This window comes from Nonomuraea helvata, assembly GCF_039535785.1.
Classification (GTDB): domain Bacteria; phylum Actinomycetota; class Actinomycetes; order Streptosporangiales; family Streptosporangiaceae; genus Nonomuraea; species Nonomuraea helvata.
Genome location: NZ_BAAAXV010000002.1, coordinates 547,421 through 561,262, shown reverse-complemented (window position 1 = coordinate 561,262; position 13,842 = coordinate 547,421). Strand labels below are relative to the sequence as shown.

The following is a 13,842-nucleotide window of genomic DNA, read 5'->3' as shown; positions in this document are numbered from 1 at the left end:
CGCTTCCCGGCGTTCGCCCTGGTCAGGTGAGGGCTGACCGGGGCGTGCGTGGGTAGGCGTCCGAGTATGGGCACCCGTCTCGACGCCTGCGTCCGGACGGGCTCCGGTTGAACGGCACCGCGCGCCGTACGCATACGCGAGGAGGCGCCATCATGGCCGGCCCGGGAGATCTCGGACGCCGCATCATCCACTGCCGCGAGCGCCTCGGCCTGACCCGCGAGCAGGTCGCCGAGCGCGCGGGCATGTCGCCGGGCTACCTCCGGTACCTGGAGGAGAACCCCGACACGGCCGACGCCGGAGCCCTCTACCGCCTGGCCGACGCCCTGCAGACCACGGTGCACGAGCTGCTGGGCGGCGACCGGGACCGGCCGCCCGGGCACGGGCCCGCCATGGCCAACCCGACGATGGAGGAGCTGGGCCGGGAGGAGTGCCTGCGGCTGATCGAGCCGGGCGGGATCGGGCGGGTCGCGTTCCAGGGCCCCCGGGGGACGGCGGTGCTGCCCGTCAACTACACGATGCACCACGGCGCGATCGTCTTCCGCACGGCCTCGGGCGGCCCGATGGACCGCGACCTCCGCACGGGGCTGGAAGGCGTGGACATCAAGATCGCCTTCGAGATCGACCGGATCGACGAGACCAACCGCGAAGGGTGGAGCGTCCTGGTGCAGGGGCCTTGCCATCACGTGGCGCCGGACGAGATGGCCGAGTTGGCCGACGCCGACGTCACGCCGTGGGCGGGCGGCGAGCGCCGCCTCTACATCCGGATCGTCCCGCACCAGATCGCGGGCCGCCGCATCCACGGCGTCTAGCCGCCACCGGAGATCAACCAGTGGCGGAAACGCCAGGTCACGACGGGGCCGGGTGGGGTACCTTCCATACGCGACGAGCATGATCGTCACTGTCAGGAGGAGCCCTATGAAACCCCTTGCCCGGCATGTCCTGCCGGTGCTGGTCGTGCTCGGGCTCGCCGCCGCCGGCTGCGGGAACGCCGGAGCGCAGCGAGCCACGACCGCCACCCGGACGGCCGCCCCCGCGTCGAGCGTGGCCACCCCCACCGCCTCGCCGACCGGTCCGACCGGCGCGTCCCGCCCGGGAGACGGCCTGGTCGCCGGTCGCTACCAGCCGCTCTGGCCGTTCTCCGGCACGGGCGAGGTGGCGGCGTGGCGGCGGGCGTACCGGAAGGACGGCCGCGGGGCGTGGCACCTCGACGCGCGCCGTACCGCGCTCGCCTTCACCCGCGACTACCTCGGCTTCACCGGGATCGACCGGGTCGCCAGGACGGTCGCACAGGGCGCCCACGCGCGGGTGCACGTCGCCTACCGCGGCGAGGACAACTCGCGACCGCTGGTCGCGGCCGTCGTGCACCTGGTCAGGTACGGCTCGGGCGGCGACGCGCCCTGGGAGGTGGTCGGCACCGACGACACCTCGCTCTCGCTCACCAAGCCCGGGTACGGCGCCGTCGTGCGCTCCCCGCTGACCGTGGGAGGGCGGATCTCGGGCGTGGACGAGAGCATCAGGGTCCAGGTGAGGCAGCCGGGCTCGGCCACGCCGGTGGGGCAGAGGTGCTGCGTGAGCGCCGGCGGCAGCGGCTCGCCGTGGTCGGCCCGGGTCTCGTTCACGGCCACGCCGGGACGTACGCTGACCGTCGTGGCCTCCACCGGGGGACACCTGGCGGCCGTCGAACGCTTCGCCGTGACGGGAGTGACCCTCGCGATGCCCTGACCGGCGCGGCCCCCGACCCGATGAACACCGATGAGGTGCGCATGAGCGAACTGGAGAACGCCGCGCCGGAGAGCGGGTCGCTGGCCGAGCTCGCCAGGAGGCACGGGCTGCGCCCCGCCATCGCGCGGCCCAGGCTCCCGGTGTACGTGCGCCGGCTGTGGGAGCGGCGGCACTTCATCCTGACGTACGCGACCTCGCGCAACGTCTCCAAGTACTCGGGCTCGGCCCTGGGCCAGCTGTGGCAGGTCCTCACCCCGCTGCTGAACGCGGCCATCTACTACGTGATGTTCGGGCTCATCCTGGGCGGCAGCAAGAACGTCGACAACTACCCGGCGTTCCTGCTCACCGGGATGTTCGTCTTCACGTACACGCAGCGGACCGCCACCGCGGGCGCCAAGTCGATCTCCGGGAACCTGTCGCTGATCCGCGCCCTGCACTTCCCGCGGGCGTCGCTGCCGCTGGCGTACACGATCCAGGAGCTGCAGCAGCTGGCCATCTCCATGGGCGTGCTGCTGCTGATCGTGCTGCTCACCGGGGAGCCGCTCACGTGGTTCTGGCTGATGGTCCCCGTCGTGCTGGTGCTGCAGACGTCGTTCAACATCGGGGCCGGGCTGGTGCTCGCCAGGCTGGGCGCCTCGATGCGCGACCTGAACCAGTTGCTGCCGTTCATCATGCGTACGTGGCTGTACGCGTCCGGGGTGTTCTTCGCCATCCACGACAAGGTCGTCAACAGCGCGGGCCTGCCGGAGTGGGTGGCCACGGTGATGTACCTGAACCCGGCGGCCTCCTACATCGAATGGATGCGCGACCTCCTCATCGGCAGCCACGACCCGCCGCGGACGGTCTGGGTGTCGTGCGTGTTCTGGGCGGTTTTCGCGCTGATCGCCGGTTTCTGGTACTTCTGGCGGGCCGAAGACCGTTACGGGCGGGGATGAAAGGCGGGTGCGGTCGGGTTGGAGCAGGGGACTGAACGCCCCCGTCCCTTGGAGGAGACCCCATGAGCACGCCCGACGAAGACCGCCCGGTCCGCCAGCTCCGGTTGGTGGTGGAGGCCGAGGACTACGAGGCCGCGGTCGCCTTCTACCGCGACGTGCTGGGCCTGCCCGAGCAGGCCGCGTTCTCCGGCGATGACGGCGCGCGGGTGGCGATCCTGGACGCCGGACGGGCCACGCTGGAGATCGCTAACCCGGCGCAGAAGAAGATGATCGACGATGTCGAGGTGGGGCGTCAGGTGGCGCCGAAGATCCGGGTGGCGTTCGAGGTGGACGACGCGCGCGGCACCACCGAGCGGCTGGTGTCGGCGGGCGCGTCGGAGGTGGCGCCGCCCACGGTGACGCCCTGGGAGTCGCTGAACTCGCGGCTGGACGCGCCCGCGGACCTGCACATCACGGTCTTCCAGGAGCTGCGCACCCTCGAGGAGCGCGAGGCGCTCGACGGCTTCGGCACGGACGCGTAAGCGAGGAGAGACAGCGGGGCGCCGCGGCGGCCATGGGCGGCTCCAGCACAGCCCGGCCGAACCGGGCGCCCCGCGCCCGCACCCCGTCCATGAAGCGGGCGAACACGTGACTCCGTTTCACCATAGACGCTCGCACATGCGGGCGTTCGGCACTGATCTGGCCTGTGAGCTGGGCGAGCCGTTGATCAGGCGCATGGCTGACCATGCGATTTCGGTATGGGAAAACCGCTACGACGGGCGCGGCCGCCGCCACCGCTCGGCGGACAGCGCCCAGGCGGCCTCCCAGGCACGGTAACGGCCCCGGTCGAGCACCCGGCGGAACCCGGCGAACGCCAGGAGCGCGATCGCCGCCGCCACGGTCACGAACAGCAGCGCCGTCACCACGGCGGTGACCCGGAGCTCAGCGGGGCTCGGGGGCGCGGCGACCCGCCGGCCATCGGGACCGACCCAGATCCGCACCTTCGCACCCGCCTTGGCCAGGGACGGGGCCGGCACCTGGCCGGTGCGCTCCAGCCCGGAAGGCGCCGTCCACCGCGCGGAGGTCAGCCCGCCACGGGAGACCTCCCCGAACGACAGGCGCGTGACCGGCGCGTCCGCCAGCAACGTCGCCTCCACAGTCCGGCGTGCGGCGCCCGCATGCCGCGCCTCCTCGTACGCCTCCCGCCCCGCCATGACCGCCGGCCACACGCTGAGCAGGACGAGCAGCGCCGCCATCGCCAGCGCGGCGCTCTCCAGGCGGTCGGAGCGCCGCCGCAGTGGATTGCCGTCCGGCCGGTGCCCGCGCACCCACCGCTTCACGGACTCGATCACGTGCTTCATCATGCACCCGACTGCCACGTGCCCCCGCCATCAAACCCGCCATCAAACCCCGCCGCCGGACCTCGGCGGAACGGGAGCGTGGTCAGCGGGCGGCGGGCCGGGCGCGGACGTGCATGCGCTCACCCTGCGGACCGAACAGCGCCAGGACCTCCGTCGGCTCATCGCCGGGGTTGCTGAACGCATGCGGCGTCCTCGTGTCGAACTCCGCCACCTCGCCCGGCGTGAGGATCACATCGTGCTCCCCGAGGAGCAGCCGTAGTCGCCCGGACAGGACGTACAGCCACTCGTAGCCCTCATGGACCCTCTGCTCGGGCTCGAACCCCGGCCAGCGCGGCGGGTAGATCTGCTTGTACGCCTGCATCCCGCCGGGCCGGCGGCTCAGCTGGACGTACGTCATGTCGTGGCGTTTGAACGGGCGCATGTGCACACGCGGATCGCCGGTCACGGGCGCGTCGATCAGCTCGTCGAGCTGCACCTGATGGGCCTGGGCCAGCAGTAGGAGCAGCTCCAGGGTCGGTTTGCGCTGCCCGGACTCCAGCCGTGACAGCGTGCTGACGGAGATGCCGGTGCTCCCGGACAGCTGCGTCAGCGTCGCCCCGCGCTCCTGGCGCAGCGCCCGGAGCCGCGGGCCGACGGAGTGGAGCACGTCGTCGAGGTCCATGCGCCCTACTTTGCCATTTCGGCAACGATATTTGTCAACTCGTCGGCCGATCACGGACAGTTGGCGCAGCCGGGAACGATCGAGAGGAGACGCGTGATGGACGCGAAGTATGACGTGGTGGTCGTCGGTGGCGGGGCCGCCGGGCTGAGCGGGGCGCTCACGCTGGGCAGGGCGCGGCGCAAGGTGCTGGTCATCGACGCGGGACGGCCGCGCAACGCCCCCGCCGAGGGCGTGCACACGTACCTGGGGCGTGAGGGCGTCGCGCCGCTGGAGCTGCTGGCCGCCGGCCGGGAGGAGGTGACCGGGTACGGCGGGGAGATCGTGACGGGCACCGTCGAGACCGCCGAACGCCTGGACGGAGGGGGCTTCCGTGTCGTGCTCGACGACGGTTCCGCGGTCGAGGCGGACCGGCTGCTGGTCACCACCGGCCTGGTCGACGAGCTGCCGGACGTGCCGGACCTGGCCGAGCGGTGGGGACGGGACGTGCTGCACTGCCCGTACTGCCACGGCTGGGAGGTGCGCGACCAGGCCATCGGGGTCCTGGGGACGGGCCCGCTCGCCGTTCACCAGGCGCTGCTGTGGCGGCAGTGGAGCGAGAACGTGACCCTCTTCCTGCACACCGCGCCCGAGCCCGACGCGCAGCAGCGCGAGCAGCTCGCCGCCAGGGGCGTCACCGTGGTGGAGGGGAAGGTGACGGGCCTGGAGGTGACGGACGACCGGCTCACCGGGGTACGGCTCGCCGACGGGCGGGTGGTCGCGTGCCGGGCTCTCGCCGCCGCCGGCCGCCTCACCGCCCGCGCGGGCCTGCTCGCGGGGCTGGGGCTGGAGACGGAGGAGCAGGAGATGGCCGGGTACGTGATCGGCACCCGCGTGCCCGCCGACCACTCGGGCGCCACCAGCGTGCCGGGGGTCTGGGTGGCGGGGAACGTGACCGGCCTGACCGATCAGGTCATCGCCGCCGCGGCGGCGGGCGTACGGGCGGCGGGGGCGATCAACGCCGACCTGATCGCCGAGGAGACCCGGCGCGCGGTGGCCGCCCGGGCCTGGGCCCACGGCTCCCAGGAGTCGTACGAGTCCGACGAGGCGTACTGGGACGCTCGTTACGGCCAGAGCACGCAGATGTGGAGCGGCAACCCCAACGTCATGCTGGTGCGCGAGGCGACGCACCTCGAGCCCGGCACGGCGCTGGACCTCGGGTGCGGCGAGGGCGCCGACGCGATCTGGCTCGCCGGGCAGGGGTGGCGCGTCACCGCGGCCGACGTCTCCGGCGTGGCGCTCGAACGCGCCGCCGAGCACGCCGGCGGCGCGGGGGTGGCCGACCGCATCGACTGGCAGCAGCACGACCTGTCCGTGTCCTTCCCCGAGGGCACGTACGACCTCGTCTCCGCCTGTTTCCTGCACTCCCCTCGTGACATGCCGCGCGAGACGATCCTGCGCGCCGCCGCGTCGGCCGTCGCTCCCGGCGGGGTGCTGCTGGTGGTCGGGCACGGGGGCTGGGCGTCCTGGGTGGAGAACCCGCCCTTCGAGGCGCACTTCCCCACGCCGCAGGACGTCCTCGACGCTCTCGAACTGCCGGAGGGGGAGTGGGAGGTGCTGGTCAACGAGGAGTACGAGCGCACCCAGCACGGACCCGACGGCCACCCCGGCACCCGTACGGACAATGTGCTCAAGGTGCGGCGGCTGCGCTGAGCGGGCAGGCTGCCCGGACCCTCACCGGGTGCGGGGCGTCTGGCTGCGGTAGGAGTGGCCGAGCTCGGGGCCGAGGCCGAAGTAGTGGCGGAAGTTGTAGATGAGCGGGCTCCACGCGCCCGGGTCCACGTGGTGCGTACCGGGCACGACGAGGCGCGGGTTCGCGTGCACCTTCCCCACGACGGCCTCGGCGATGACGAACGACCCGGAGACGTCGTGCCCCACGCGTTCCGCCCGCGCCTCGAACTGGATCGGGCACTCGGCCACGCGTGGCGGCCGTACCGTCTCGGACGGCGAGGGCCGCAGCCCGGCCGCGCCGAACTTGTCCGGCTCGTAACGGCAGCCCGCGGGCTTGCTCGCCGGCACCGGGTGACGGCCCGTGAGAGAAGCCAGTCGCTCGACCGCCGCCCACTGGTGGGGAGCGGGCAAATTGATCACCACGTCGGGGCGGCTCATCAGGTTGCGCGCGGTCTGCCCCTCGGCGCCCAGCCCGAGCACGATCACGTTGCCCAGCGCCCAGGCGGAGGACATCGGGGCGAGGTTGAAGGTCCCGTCCGGGTTCTCCGTGGAGAGCAGGACGACCGGCGTCCCGAAGTACAGGATGCTCGGCTCGATGGTCACATGAGTGGCGGCAGTCACCGTGTTCATGCCAGGGAGCCTAGGAACGCGACGTTCAAGCCGGCGGCGAAACGTATCCGCGCCTCTGCCTCCGGCCGGCCGCACGGTGTGCTCGATGCCGTTGAGCACGCCGTGCGGTTCGGGAATCACACGGGCGCGGGCGCGTCCTGGCCGAGATGCCGGGTGAAGAAGCGCAGCGAGCTGTCCGTCTCGAACGCGGGGACCTCCCCGTGATCGCCGGGGTTGGCGTGCAGCGTCTTGTCCGGAGAGGCCAGGGCGTCGAACAGCGCCAGGCCCTGGTCCCGCGGCACCAGCCGATCGTCCCACTGGAGGAGGAACTCCACCGGCACGGTGATGCGCGCGGCGGTCCCGGCCAGCCCGGACCACCCGAGCAGGCCCAGCACCGCGGCGCGGACCCGGGGTTCGGCGGCGACGAGCGGGACACCGAGCCCGCAGCCCATCGACAGGCCCCAATAGCCCACCGGTCCGGCGCCGACGTGGTCGAGCTGCTGGACCGCGGTCAGGACCGCCTGCCATTCCGCGACGGCCTGCCCGGCCAGGAGTTCGTGCATGGCGGGGACCAGCGCGGCCGGATTCTCGCCGGCGGCTATGAGGGCCCGGTTCTCGGCCGCGAGCCGGTTGAACGCCTCGCCTTTCGGCCGCTCGCCGTGGTGGGGCGCGTCGATCGCGACGACCGCGAAACCACCCTCGGCGACGAAGCGGCGCGCGCGGGCCTCGACGCCGGGAGCCTTTTTGTGCTGCCCGCCGCCGTGCCCCATGAGGATCACGGGGCGAGTGCCGAGGGCGTCCTGCGGCGTCCACAGCACGCCGGGGGTCTCGCCGAGGATGAAGAGTTGTTCGGTGACGCCGTCCGACGACGTCTGAGAGGTGAAGCGCACAGCGTTTCGAGCCTTTCGGGATGCCTTTTCGGGCGCTCCCTAGACCATGCGAAGGAGGGAGCCCCGACCTGTCACAGCGTTGATCGGTCTCACCTCCTCGGGTCGCAGCGGTGCACGGCGACGCTGAACGTATCACATATAAATCTACATCGTAAAGGCGCCCGGCGAGGCGCAGTACGCCGTCCCCTTGCCGGAGAGCCGCACCGAGGGGACGGCCGCCGGGATGAACGCGGACTCGCCCGGCCGCAGCGTCAGGTCTCCGAGGTGGGCCTCGCCGTCGACGCAGACGACGATCTGGGGAACGCCTCCGGTCAGCGAGTGGGGGGGTCTCCAGGTCGTAGCGGGCAAGGGCGAACTCGGGGGCCGGTGGCCGGTAGTGATGCTCACCCCGCACGTCCTCCTCGGGCCGTACCAGGTGCGGCTCCGAGGGCGTGAAGTCCACGACGCGCATGAGCTCCGGCACGTCGATGTGCTTGGTGGTGAGGCCGCAGCGCAGCACGTTGTCGGAGTTGGCCATGATCTCGACGCCGATGCCGCCGAGGTAGGCGTGGGGGACTCCGGCGCCGAGGTAGAGGGCCTGGCCGGGGAGCAGGTTGACGTGGTGGAGCAGGAGGGCGGCGGTGACGCCGGGATCGCCGGGGCAGGCGCGGGCGATGTCGCCGTACACGGCCAGGTCGGGGTCGCCGTCCAGGTCGAGCAGGGCCTGCTCGACCTGGGCGCGCAGCGGCCGGTTGGCCTCGTCGAGCATCTGGGCGAACACCTCCCGCAGGCCGCCCGATCTGAGCAGGTCGGCCCAGGGGCGAAGGTCCGGCAGGGCCAGACGGTCGAGGAGGTCCGCGGCGGCGGCGGGGTCGCGGAAGCCGCACAGGCCGTGGAACGGGGTGAGCGCGCAGACCATCTCGGGCTTGTGCGAGGCGTCCTTGTACGTGCGCGCCGGGTCGTCGATGGGGACGCCCCGGGCGTTCTCGTCGGCGAACCCGGCCTCGGCCTGCGCGGTGGAGGGGTGGACCTGGAGGGAGAGCGGACGTTCGATGGCCAGGACCTTGAGCAGGTAGGGGAGCGCGGGGCCGAAGCGGGCGGCGGTGGGCTCGCCGAGGGTGGCGGCGGGGTCGTGGGCGATGAGCTCGTTCAGCGGGATGCCGGCGACGGTGGAGGGGTCGCCGGGGTGGGCGCCCATCCAGAGCTCGGCCTGGGGCCTGCCGGTGGGCTCGGTCCCGAACAGGTGGGGGAGCGCCGTGACCGAGCCCCAGTCGTAGGGCCGGATGGCGGTGGTCAGGCGCATGGGCGCGGCGGCCGTCGGGAGGTCGGTCTGTGGCACGGCGGTGGCTCCAATCGTCGTGATGGAGCGTAGAACGGGACGGGCCGATGTGCGTAGTCGAGGCGCGGGCCGCACGTTGCGCCGGGACTATACGTGGGTATAGCCTGCTTTTCGTATGAACAGTTGGCTATACAGAGGAATGGGATGACGACCGTACCGGATCCGGAGGACCTCACCGCGCGTGCGCGGATCAGGGACGCGGCGATGCGGCATATCGGTGAGCACGGCTTCGAGCGGGCGACGATCCGCGGGATCGCCGAGACCGCCGGGGTTTCCCTGGGCCTGGTGCGTCACCACTTCGGCTCGAAGGAGGCGCTGCGCGAGGCGTGCGACCAGCACCTGGTGAAGCTCATCCACAAGCTGCACGAGGACGCCGCGCGCGATCCTCGGGCCGGCCTGAACCCGGTCGCGGTGATGGGGCCCTACCAGCCCTACCTGGCGCGGGCGCTGACGGAGGGCTGGGCGGCGCCGCTGTTCGACGAGATGGTCGACATCGGCGAGCGATGGATCGCGGAGGCCGACAAGAGCCGCCCCGACCGGCCCGACGTCGACGCGCGGTCCCGTTCGGCGCTGATCACCGCGATGGCGCTGTCGGTCACGGTCCTCCGCCGGCACGTCGAACGCGGCCTGGACGCCGACCTGACCAGCCCGGAGGGGCAGGCCAAGCTGATGCGGGTGATGCTCGACATCTACTCCCACCCGCTGCTCAGCCTCGAAGAGGCCGCGGAGGCCAGGAAGGCCCTCGATCGGGGTCATGACACGTGAAGGAGCATCGCCATGGCTGACGCCATCGCTGTGCAGGGACTGGTGAAGACGTTCGGGTCGACCAGGGCGCTGGACGGCCTCGATCTCACCGTGCGCACCGGCGAGGTGCACGGTTTCCTGGGGCCCAACGGAGCGGGGAAGAGCACGACGATCCGGATCCTGCTGGGCATGGTACGGCCCGACGCGGGCACCGTCCGGCTGCTGGGCGGCGATCCGTGGTCGGAGGCGACCGAACTGCACCGGCGGCTGGCGTACGTGCCGGGCGATGTGACCTTGTGGCCCAACCTGTCGGGCGGCGAGGCGATCGACCTGCTCGGACGGTTACGCGGTGGCCTGGACGAGCGGCGCAAGGCGGAGCTGCTGGAGCGGTTCGACCTGGACCCGCGCAAGAAGGCCCGCACGTACTCCAAGGGCAACCGGCAGAAGGTGGCCCTCGTGGCGGCGCTGGCCTCGGACGCGGAGCTGCTGATCCTCGACGAGCCCACCTCCGGGCTCGACCCGTTGATGGAGGAGGTGTTCCGGGAGTGCGTCAAGGAGCCGCGGCGTACGGTGCTGCTGTCGAGCCACATCCTGGCCGAGGTGGAGGCGCTGTGCGACCGGGTGACGATCGTCCGTGACGGACGGACGGTCGAGACGGGCACGCTGGCGGAGCTGCGGCACCTGACACGAACGTCGATCGAGGCGGAGCTGGCGGGGCCGCCGGACGGGCTGGCCGGGCTGCCCGGCGTGCACGACCTCACCGCCGGCGACGGGCGGGTGCGGTTCACGGTGGACAACCCGGCGCTGGACCAGGCGCTGCGGCGGCTCACCGACGCGGGCGTGCGCAGCCTGGTCAGCCGGCCGCCGACGCTGGAGGAGCTGTTCCTGCGCCACTACGAGACCGTGCGCTGACCGGGTGCCCGCCTCCTCACAGTGGGGTGCGGGTGAACTGCTGGTTCTGGCCGCCGTTGCACGCGTACTGCTTGAACTGGACGTCGTCGGCCTGCGACGAGGAGGGCAGGTCGGCGCACTTGCCCGAGTGCCTGGCCACCAGCCGCAGGTAGCCGCCGCCCGCGTCCTGCAGCGTCCACTGCTGGTTGGTGCCGGTGCCGCAGGCGTACTGCTGGACGGCGGCCCCGTCGGCGGTCGAGGCGCCGTCCACGTCCAGGCACTTGCCGGAGTGGCGGGCCACGATCTGCACGTAGCCGCCGCTGATCGACTGGATGCGCCACTGCTGGTTCGTGCCGCCGCCGCAGGAGTACTGGATGACGGCGGCCGCGTTGGCGGTGGAGGCGTTGCGCACGTCGGCGCACTTGCCCGAGTGGCGTACCGCCAGCCGGTCGTAGCCGGTGCCGGTCGTGGTGATCGTGCCGGTGGCGGCGTCGACGGTGAGCTGCCGGGCGTAGGTCAGGCTCATGGACGTGCCGCTCGGGAACTGGACCGGCAGCCACACGTAGCGGGAGTCGTTGACGGGGCCGCCCCACGCGCCGGCCCACCGGTCGCCCAGGTACAGGTACGACGTGCCGGAGGTGCCCTGCACCGGCAGCACGTACGCCGGCTGCGAGCCGAACGTGGTGGAGTCGCCCACGTTCTGCCAGGCGCTCCACGTGCCGGTGATGCTGGTGGCGGTGGCGTACTGGGCCTGGTTGGGCTGCCAGCCGGTGGCGGCGGAGGTCAGCATGAAGTACACGCCGTTGCGCTTGAACATCGCCGGCGCCTCGCGGTGGTCGCCGGCCCACTTCCGCGCCAGGGCGGCCACGTCGGTGTAGTCGGCGGTCAGCCGGTAGACGTGCAGGTCGTAGTTCTCGTTCGCGGCCGAGATCATGTACGCGGTGCCGTCGGTGTCGACGAACGCGGTGATGTCACGCGACATGTGGCCGAGCGGGCGGAAGCTGCGCAGGTAGGTGTAGGCGCCGTCCACCGTGTTCGAGACCGCCACAGCCGCCCGCGCCTCGCCGTAGTCGCGGCCGTTCTCCTTGTGCATCCACATGACGAACTGGCCGGTCGAGGCGTTGTAGACGACCTTCGGGCGCTCGATGTTGGCCACCTGCAGCTCGGCTGCGCTGGACTGGGTGAGCACGTGGTTGCGGAACTCCCACGTGCGCAGGTCGGCCGAGCGGTAGGCGGAGACGTACCGGAAGGTGCCGTCGGCGTTGCGGTTCTCCCCGAACCAGTAGTAGTACGAGCCGACCTTGATCACACCCCCGCCGTGGGCGTGCAGCAGATTTCCCGACGTGTCGGTGAACTGGGCGCCGACCGGCACAGTGACGGGAGCGGCGACAGACCCACTGAGGGGTGTGGCCCGCGCCGCGGCGGTGGCGGGCGGGAGCGCGAGTGCCAGGCACAGCCCGGCCAGGAGGGCGAGGACACGGGACATGGCCGCCTCACCATAGGACCGGCCTGAGCGGGCAGGCCAGCGCCGCGCTCGCTCCGCCGGCATCCGCGCACGTCGGGGCTGAAACTTTCAGCTCCCGCCTGGCCGCCGGCCGGGTCCCGGGCCAGCTCCCGTCCGCCCGCCGGCCGGGTCCCGGGCCAGCTCCCGTCCGCCCGCCGGCCGGGTCCCGGGCCAGCGCCTCGATGCCCGCCGGCCGGCTCAAGGTCAGCGCTTGTGGGAGGCGGTGTCGGCCGGCTCCAGGAAGACCACCGGGACCTGGTTGTCCTCGACCACGCGGCCCAGCAGCCCGGCCAGCGCGGCGCGCTCGTCCGCCGTCAGGCCCGCGGGAAGCTGGTCGATCCGGCGGCACGTCTCGGTGTAGAAGTCCTCGGCCAGCTCGCTGCCCCGGTCGGTGAGCGCCACCCGTACGGCGCGCCCGTCGCGCGGGTCCGGCTCGCGGCGCACCAGGCCCCGCTGCGCGCTGCGGTCGACCAGCTCGGTGAGGCTGGACTTGGCCAGGCCCAGGATCCCGCCCAGCGCGCTCATCCCGTACGGCTGCGCCATCAGCACGCACAGGAGCTGTCCCTGCTGCGAGGTGATCCCGTACTCGCGCGCCGACTCGGCGTACACGGCGCTCACCAGGAAGGAGGCGCGCACCAGCCCGGAGACGACTCCCATGTGCTCACCTGTTGCCTTGACCATGCCGCCGACCCTCTGCTTGATTCGGAAAGCGAACTAACTGTCAGCTTAGCAAGGCTGAAGGGCCGGGAGGCGGCCGGCGAAGAAGGCGCCGGGAGTCACGCCCATCATGGCGCGGAAGTCGGCCGTCATGTGCGACTGGTCGTAGTAGCCGGCCGCCGCCCAGCCGGAGGCACGGCCGTCCGCGAGCACCCTGCGGACGCGCGTGATGCGTTCGAAGCGCTTGGGCGGGAGCCCCACGTCGTCGGCGAACAGGCCGCGCAGATGACGCTCGCTGACGGCCAGCCGCCGCGCGATGGCGGGCACCGGCTCCCGTCCCGGGCCGGCAGGGCGGGTCAGGGCCTTGGCCGCGGCACGTACCAGCTCGCTCCGCGCCAGGTCCGCCGGGGTCCGGGCGGCGATCCGGGCCAGCAGCGCCGACTCCAGCTGTTTCAGTACGAGCCCTGCGTCGGTCCCTGCCTCGGCCAGCCGGAGCACGAGGCCGTCCGAGCCGGGCCACAGCTCGCCGATACCGACCACCCGGTCGACCAGCTCGCCCGTTCGCACGCCGAGCAGCAGCCGGGTGGAGCCGGGCCGAAGCCGGAGCCGGAGGCTGAACGGGATGTCCTTGCCGGCGTTGTACGTAGCACGCGTACGCGGCCCGGCCACCAGCAGGTCGCAGCGCCCGTCCCGCGCCCGGCGCACGACCAGGGCGGTGTCGGCGTCAGGGACGTGAACCAGCCGATCGCCGGGCCCGAAGTCCGTCCACACGGTGATGTCGCCGATCCAGCGTCGCAGCCTGCCGGGCGGGATGCTCATGGCCTCACGTTAACCGCCCTTGCCGGCTGGTTGATATGAGCCGGT

General features: G+C 72.3%; 15 protein-coding genes and 1 pseudogene. 7 read left to right on the top strand and 9 right to left on the bottom strand.

Features of this window, described 5'->3' with window-relative positions:
• Positions 1 to 152: 152 nt before the first annotated feature.
• The 4 genes from ABD830_RS18475 (at position 153) to ABD830_RS18460 (ending at position 3,178) form a co-directional block, all read left to right on the top strand.
• On the top strand, positions 153 to 809 hold the full coding sequence (locus tag ABD830_RS18475; protein WP_344988627.1) for a helix-turn-helix domain-containing protein: 657 nt from the start codon (positions 153 to 155) through the stop codon (positions 807 to 809).
• 106 nt (positions 810 to 915) lie between these two features.
• On the top strand, positions 916 to 1,722 hold the full coding sequence (locus ABD830_RS18470; RefSeq protein WP_344988625.1) for a hypothetical protein: 807 nt from the start codon (positions 916 to 918) through the stop codon (positions 1,720 to 1,722).
• A 41-nt stretch (positions 1,723 to 1,763) separates the two neighbouring features.
• A complete protein-coding gene (locus ABD830_RS18465; protein ID WP_344988623.1) occupies positions 1,764 to 2,657 on the top strand; it encodes an ABC transporter permease in 894 nt (297 codons plus the stop codon).
• Positions 2,658 to 2,719: 62 nt separating this feature from the next.
• The gene (locus tag ABD830_RS18460) at positions 2,720 to 3,178 is read left to right on the top strand and encodes a VOC family protein (RefSeq protein ID WP_344988621.1); all 459 of its coding nucleotides are present in this window, start codon (positions 2,720 to 2,722) and stop codon (positions 3,176 to 3,178) included.
• 228 nt (positions 3,179 to 3,406) lie between these two features.
• Here ABD830_RS18460 and ABD830_RS18455 read toward each other — a convergent pair whose 3' ends face one another.
• Together ABD830_RS18455 and ABD830_RS18450 are read right to left on the bottom strand one after the other, a co-directional pair.
• Complete coding sequence (locus tag ABD830_RS18455; RefSeq protein WP_344988619.1) at positions 3,407 to 3,988, bottom strand: Rv1733c family protein; 582 nt, start codon at positions 3,986 to 3,988, stop codon at positions 3,407 to 3,409.
• A gap of 91 nt (positions 3,989 to 4,079) precedes the next feature.
• Positions 4,080 to 4,658, bottom strand: a complete 579-nt coding sequence (locus ABD830_RS18450) for a helix-turn-helix domain-containing protein (RefSeq protein WP_344988618.1) — start codon at positions 4,656 to 4,658, stop codon at positions 4,080 to 4,082.
• Between the two features lie 96 nt (positions 4,659 to 4,754).
• On the opposite strand from ABD830_RS18450, the gene ABD830_RS18445 reads away from it, so the two are divergent.
• Positions 4,755 to 6,347, top strand: coding sequence for an FAD-dependent oxidoreductase (locus ABD830_RS18445; RefSeq protein ID WP_344988617.1), 1,593 nt, complete (start codon positions 4,755 to 4,757; stop codon positions 6,345 to 6,347).
• 21 nt (positions 6,348 to 6,368) lie between these two features.
• On the opposite strand, the gene ABD830_RS18440 is transcribed toward ABD830_RS18445, so the two are convergent.
• From ABD830_RS18440 to manA, 4 genes and pseudogenes are all read right to left on the bottom strand, one after another.
• Positions 6,369 to 6,995, bottom strand: a complete 627-nt coding sequence (locus tag ABD830_RS18440) for a flavin reductase family protein (protein WP_344988726.1) — start codon at positions 6,993 to 6,995, stop codon at positions 6,369 to 6,371.
• Between the two features lie 116 nt (positions 6,996 to 7,111).
• Complete coding sequence (locus tag ABD830_RS18435; RefSeq protein ID WP_344988615.1) at positions 7,112 to 7,864, bottom strand: dienelactone hydrolase family protein; 753 nt, start codon at positions 7,862 to 7,864, stop codon at positions 7,112 to 7,114.
• Positions 7,865 to 8,008: 144 nt separating this feature from the next.
• Positions 8,009 to 8,251: a hypothetical protein gene (locus ABD830_RS18430; RefSeq protein ID WP_344988613.1), complete on the bottom strand. Its 243-nt coding sequence runs from the start codon at positions 8,249 to 8,251 to the stop codon at positions 8,009 to 8,011.
• A 1-nt stretch (position 8,252) separates the two neighbouring features.
• A pseudogene (gene manA, locus ABD830_RS18425) lies at positions 8,253 to 9,146 on the bottom strand (mannose-6-phosphate isomerase, class I); the annotation flags it as partial.
• A 180-nt stretch (positions 9,147 to 9,326) separates the two neighbouring features.
• Here manA and ABD830_RS18420 point away from each other — a divergent pair.
• Both ABD830_RS18420 and ABD830_RS18415 read left to right on the top strand, forming a co-directional pair.
• Positions 9,327 to 9,947: a TetR/AcrR family transcriptional regulator gene (locus ABD830_RS18420; protein WP_344988611.1), complete on the top strand. Its 621-nt coding sequence runs from the start codon at positions 9,327 to 9,329 to the stop codon at positions 9,945 to 9,947.
• 12 nt (positions 9,948 to 9,959) lie between these two features.
• Entirely contained in the window at positions 9,960 to 10,838 is an 879-nt protein-coding gene (locus ABD830_RS18415; protein ID WP_344988609.1) for an ABC transporter ATP-binding protein, read from the top strand.
• A gap of 16 nt (positions 10,839 to 10,854) precedes the next feature.
• On the opposite strand, the gene ABD830_RS18410 is transcribed toward ABD830_RS18415, so the two are convergent.
• From ABD830_RS18410 to ABD830_RS18400, 3 genes are all read right to left on the bottom strand, one after another.
• Positions 10,855 to 12,303, bottom strand: a complete 1,449-nt coding sequence (locus ABD830_RS18410; RefSeq protein WP_344988607.1) for an RICIN domain-containing protein — start codon at positions 12,301 to 12,303, stop codon at positions 10,855 to 10,857.
• Between the two features lie 222 nt (positions 12,304 to 12,525).
• Positions 12,526 to 13,002, bottom strand: coding sequence for a MarR family winged helix-turn-helix transcriptional regulator (locus ABD830_RS18405; protein ID WP_344988605.1), 477 nt, complete (start codon positions 13,000 to 13,002; stop codon positions 12,526 to 12,528).
• A 45-nt stretch (positions 13,003 to 13,047) separates the two neighbouring features.
• Positions 13,048 to 13,797 (bottom strand): helix-turn-helix transcriptional regulator, encoded by a 750-nt coding sequence (locus ABD830_RS18400; RefSeq protein WP_344988604.1) that lies wholly within the window; start codon positions 13,795 to 13,797, stop codon positions 13,048 to 13,050.
• Between the last annotated feature and the right edge of the window lie 45 nt (positions 13,798 to 13,842).

Coding starts and splice junctions, on each gene's coding strand:
- ABD830_RS18475 (WP_344988627.1), top strand. CDS start 153: ATGGCCGGCCCGGGAGATCTCGGACGCCGCATCATCCACTGCCGCGAG.
- ABD830_RS18470 (WP_344988625.1), top strand. CDS start 916: ATGAAACCCCTTGCCCGGCATGTCCTGCCGGTGCTGGTCGTGCTCGGG.
- ABD830_RS18465 (WP_344988623.1), top strand. CDS start 1,764: ATGAGCGAACTGGAGAACGCCGCGCCGGAGAGCGGGTCGCTGGCCGAG.
- ABD830_RS18460 (WP_344988621.1), top strand. CDS start 2,720: ATGAGCACGCCCGACGAAGACCGCCCGGTCCGCCAGCTCCGGTTGGTG.
- ABD830_RS18450 (WP_344988618.1), bottom strand. CDS start 4,658: ATGGACCTCGACGACGTGCTCCACTCCGTCGGCCCGCGGCTCCGGGCG.
- ABD830_RS18445 (WP_344988617.1), top strand. CDS start 4,755: ATGGACGCGAAGTATGACGTGGTGGTCGTCGGTGGCGGGGCCGCCGGG.
- ABD830_RS18440 (WP_344988726.1), bottom strand. CDS start 6,995: ATGAACACGGTGACTGCCGCCACTCATGTGACCATCGAGCCGAGCATC.
- ABD830_RS18420 (WP_344988611.1), top strand. CDS start 9,327: ATGACGACCGTACCGGATCCGGAGGACCTCACCGCGCGTGCGCGGATC.
- ABD830_RS18415 (WP_344988609.1), top strand. CDS start 9,960: ATGGCTGACGCCATCGCTGTGCAGGGACTGGTGAAGACGTTCGGGTCG.
- ABD830_RS18410 (WP_344988607.1), bottom strand. CDS start 12,303: ATGTCCCGTGTCCTCGCCCTCCTGGCCGGGCTGTGCCTGGCACTCGCG.
- ABD830_RS18405 (WP_344988605.1), bottom strand. CDS start 13,002: ATGGTCAAGGCAACAGGTGAGCACATGGGAGTCGTCTCCGGGCTGGTG.
- ABD830_RS18400 (WP_344988604.1), bottom strand. CDS start 13,797: ATGAGCATCCCGCCCGGCAGGCTGCGACGCTGGATCGGCGACATCACC.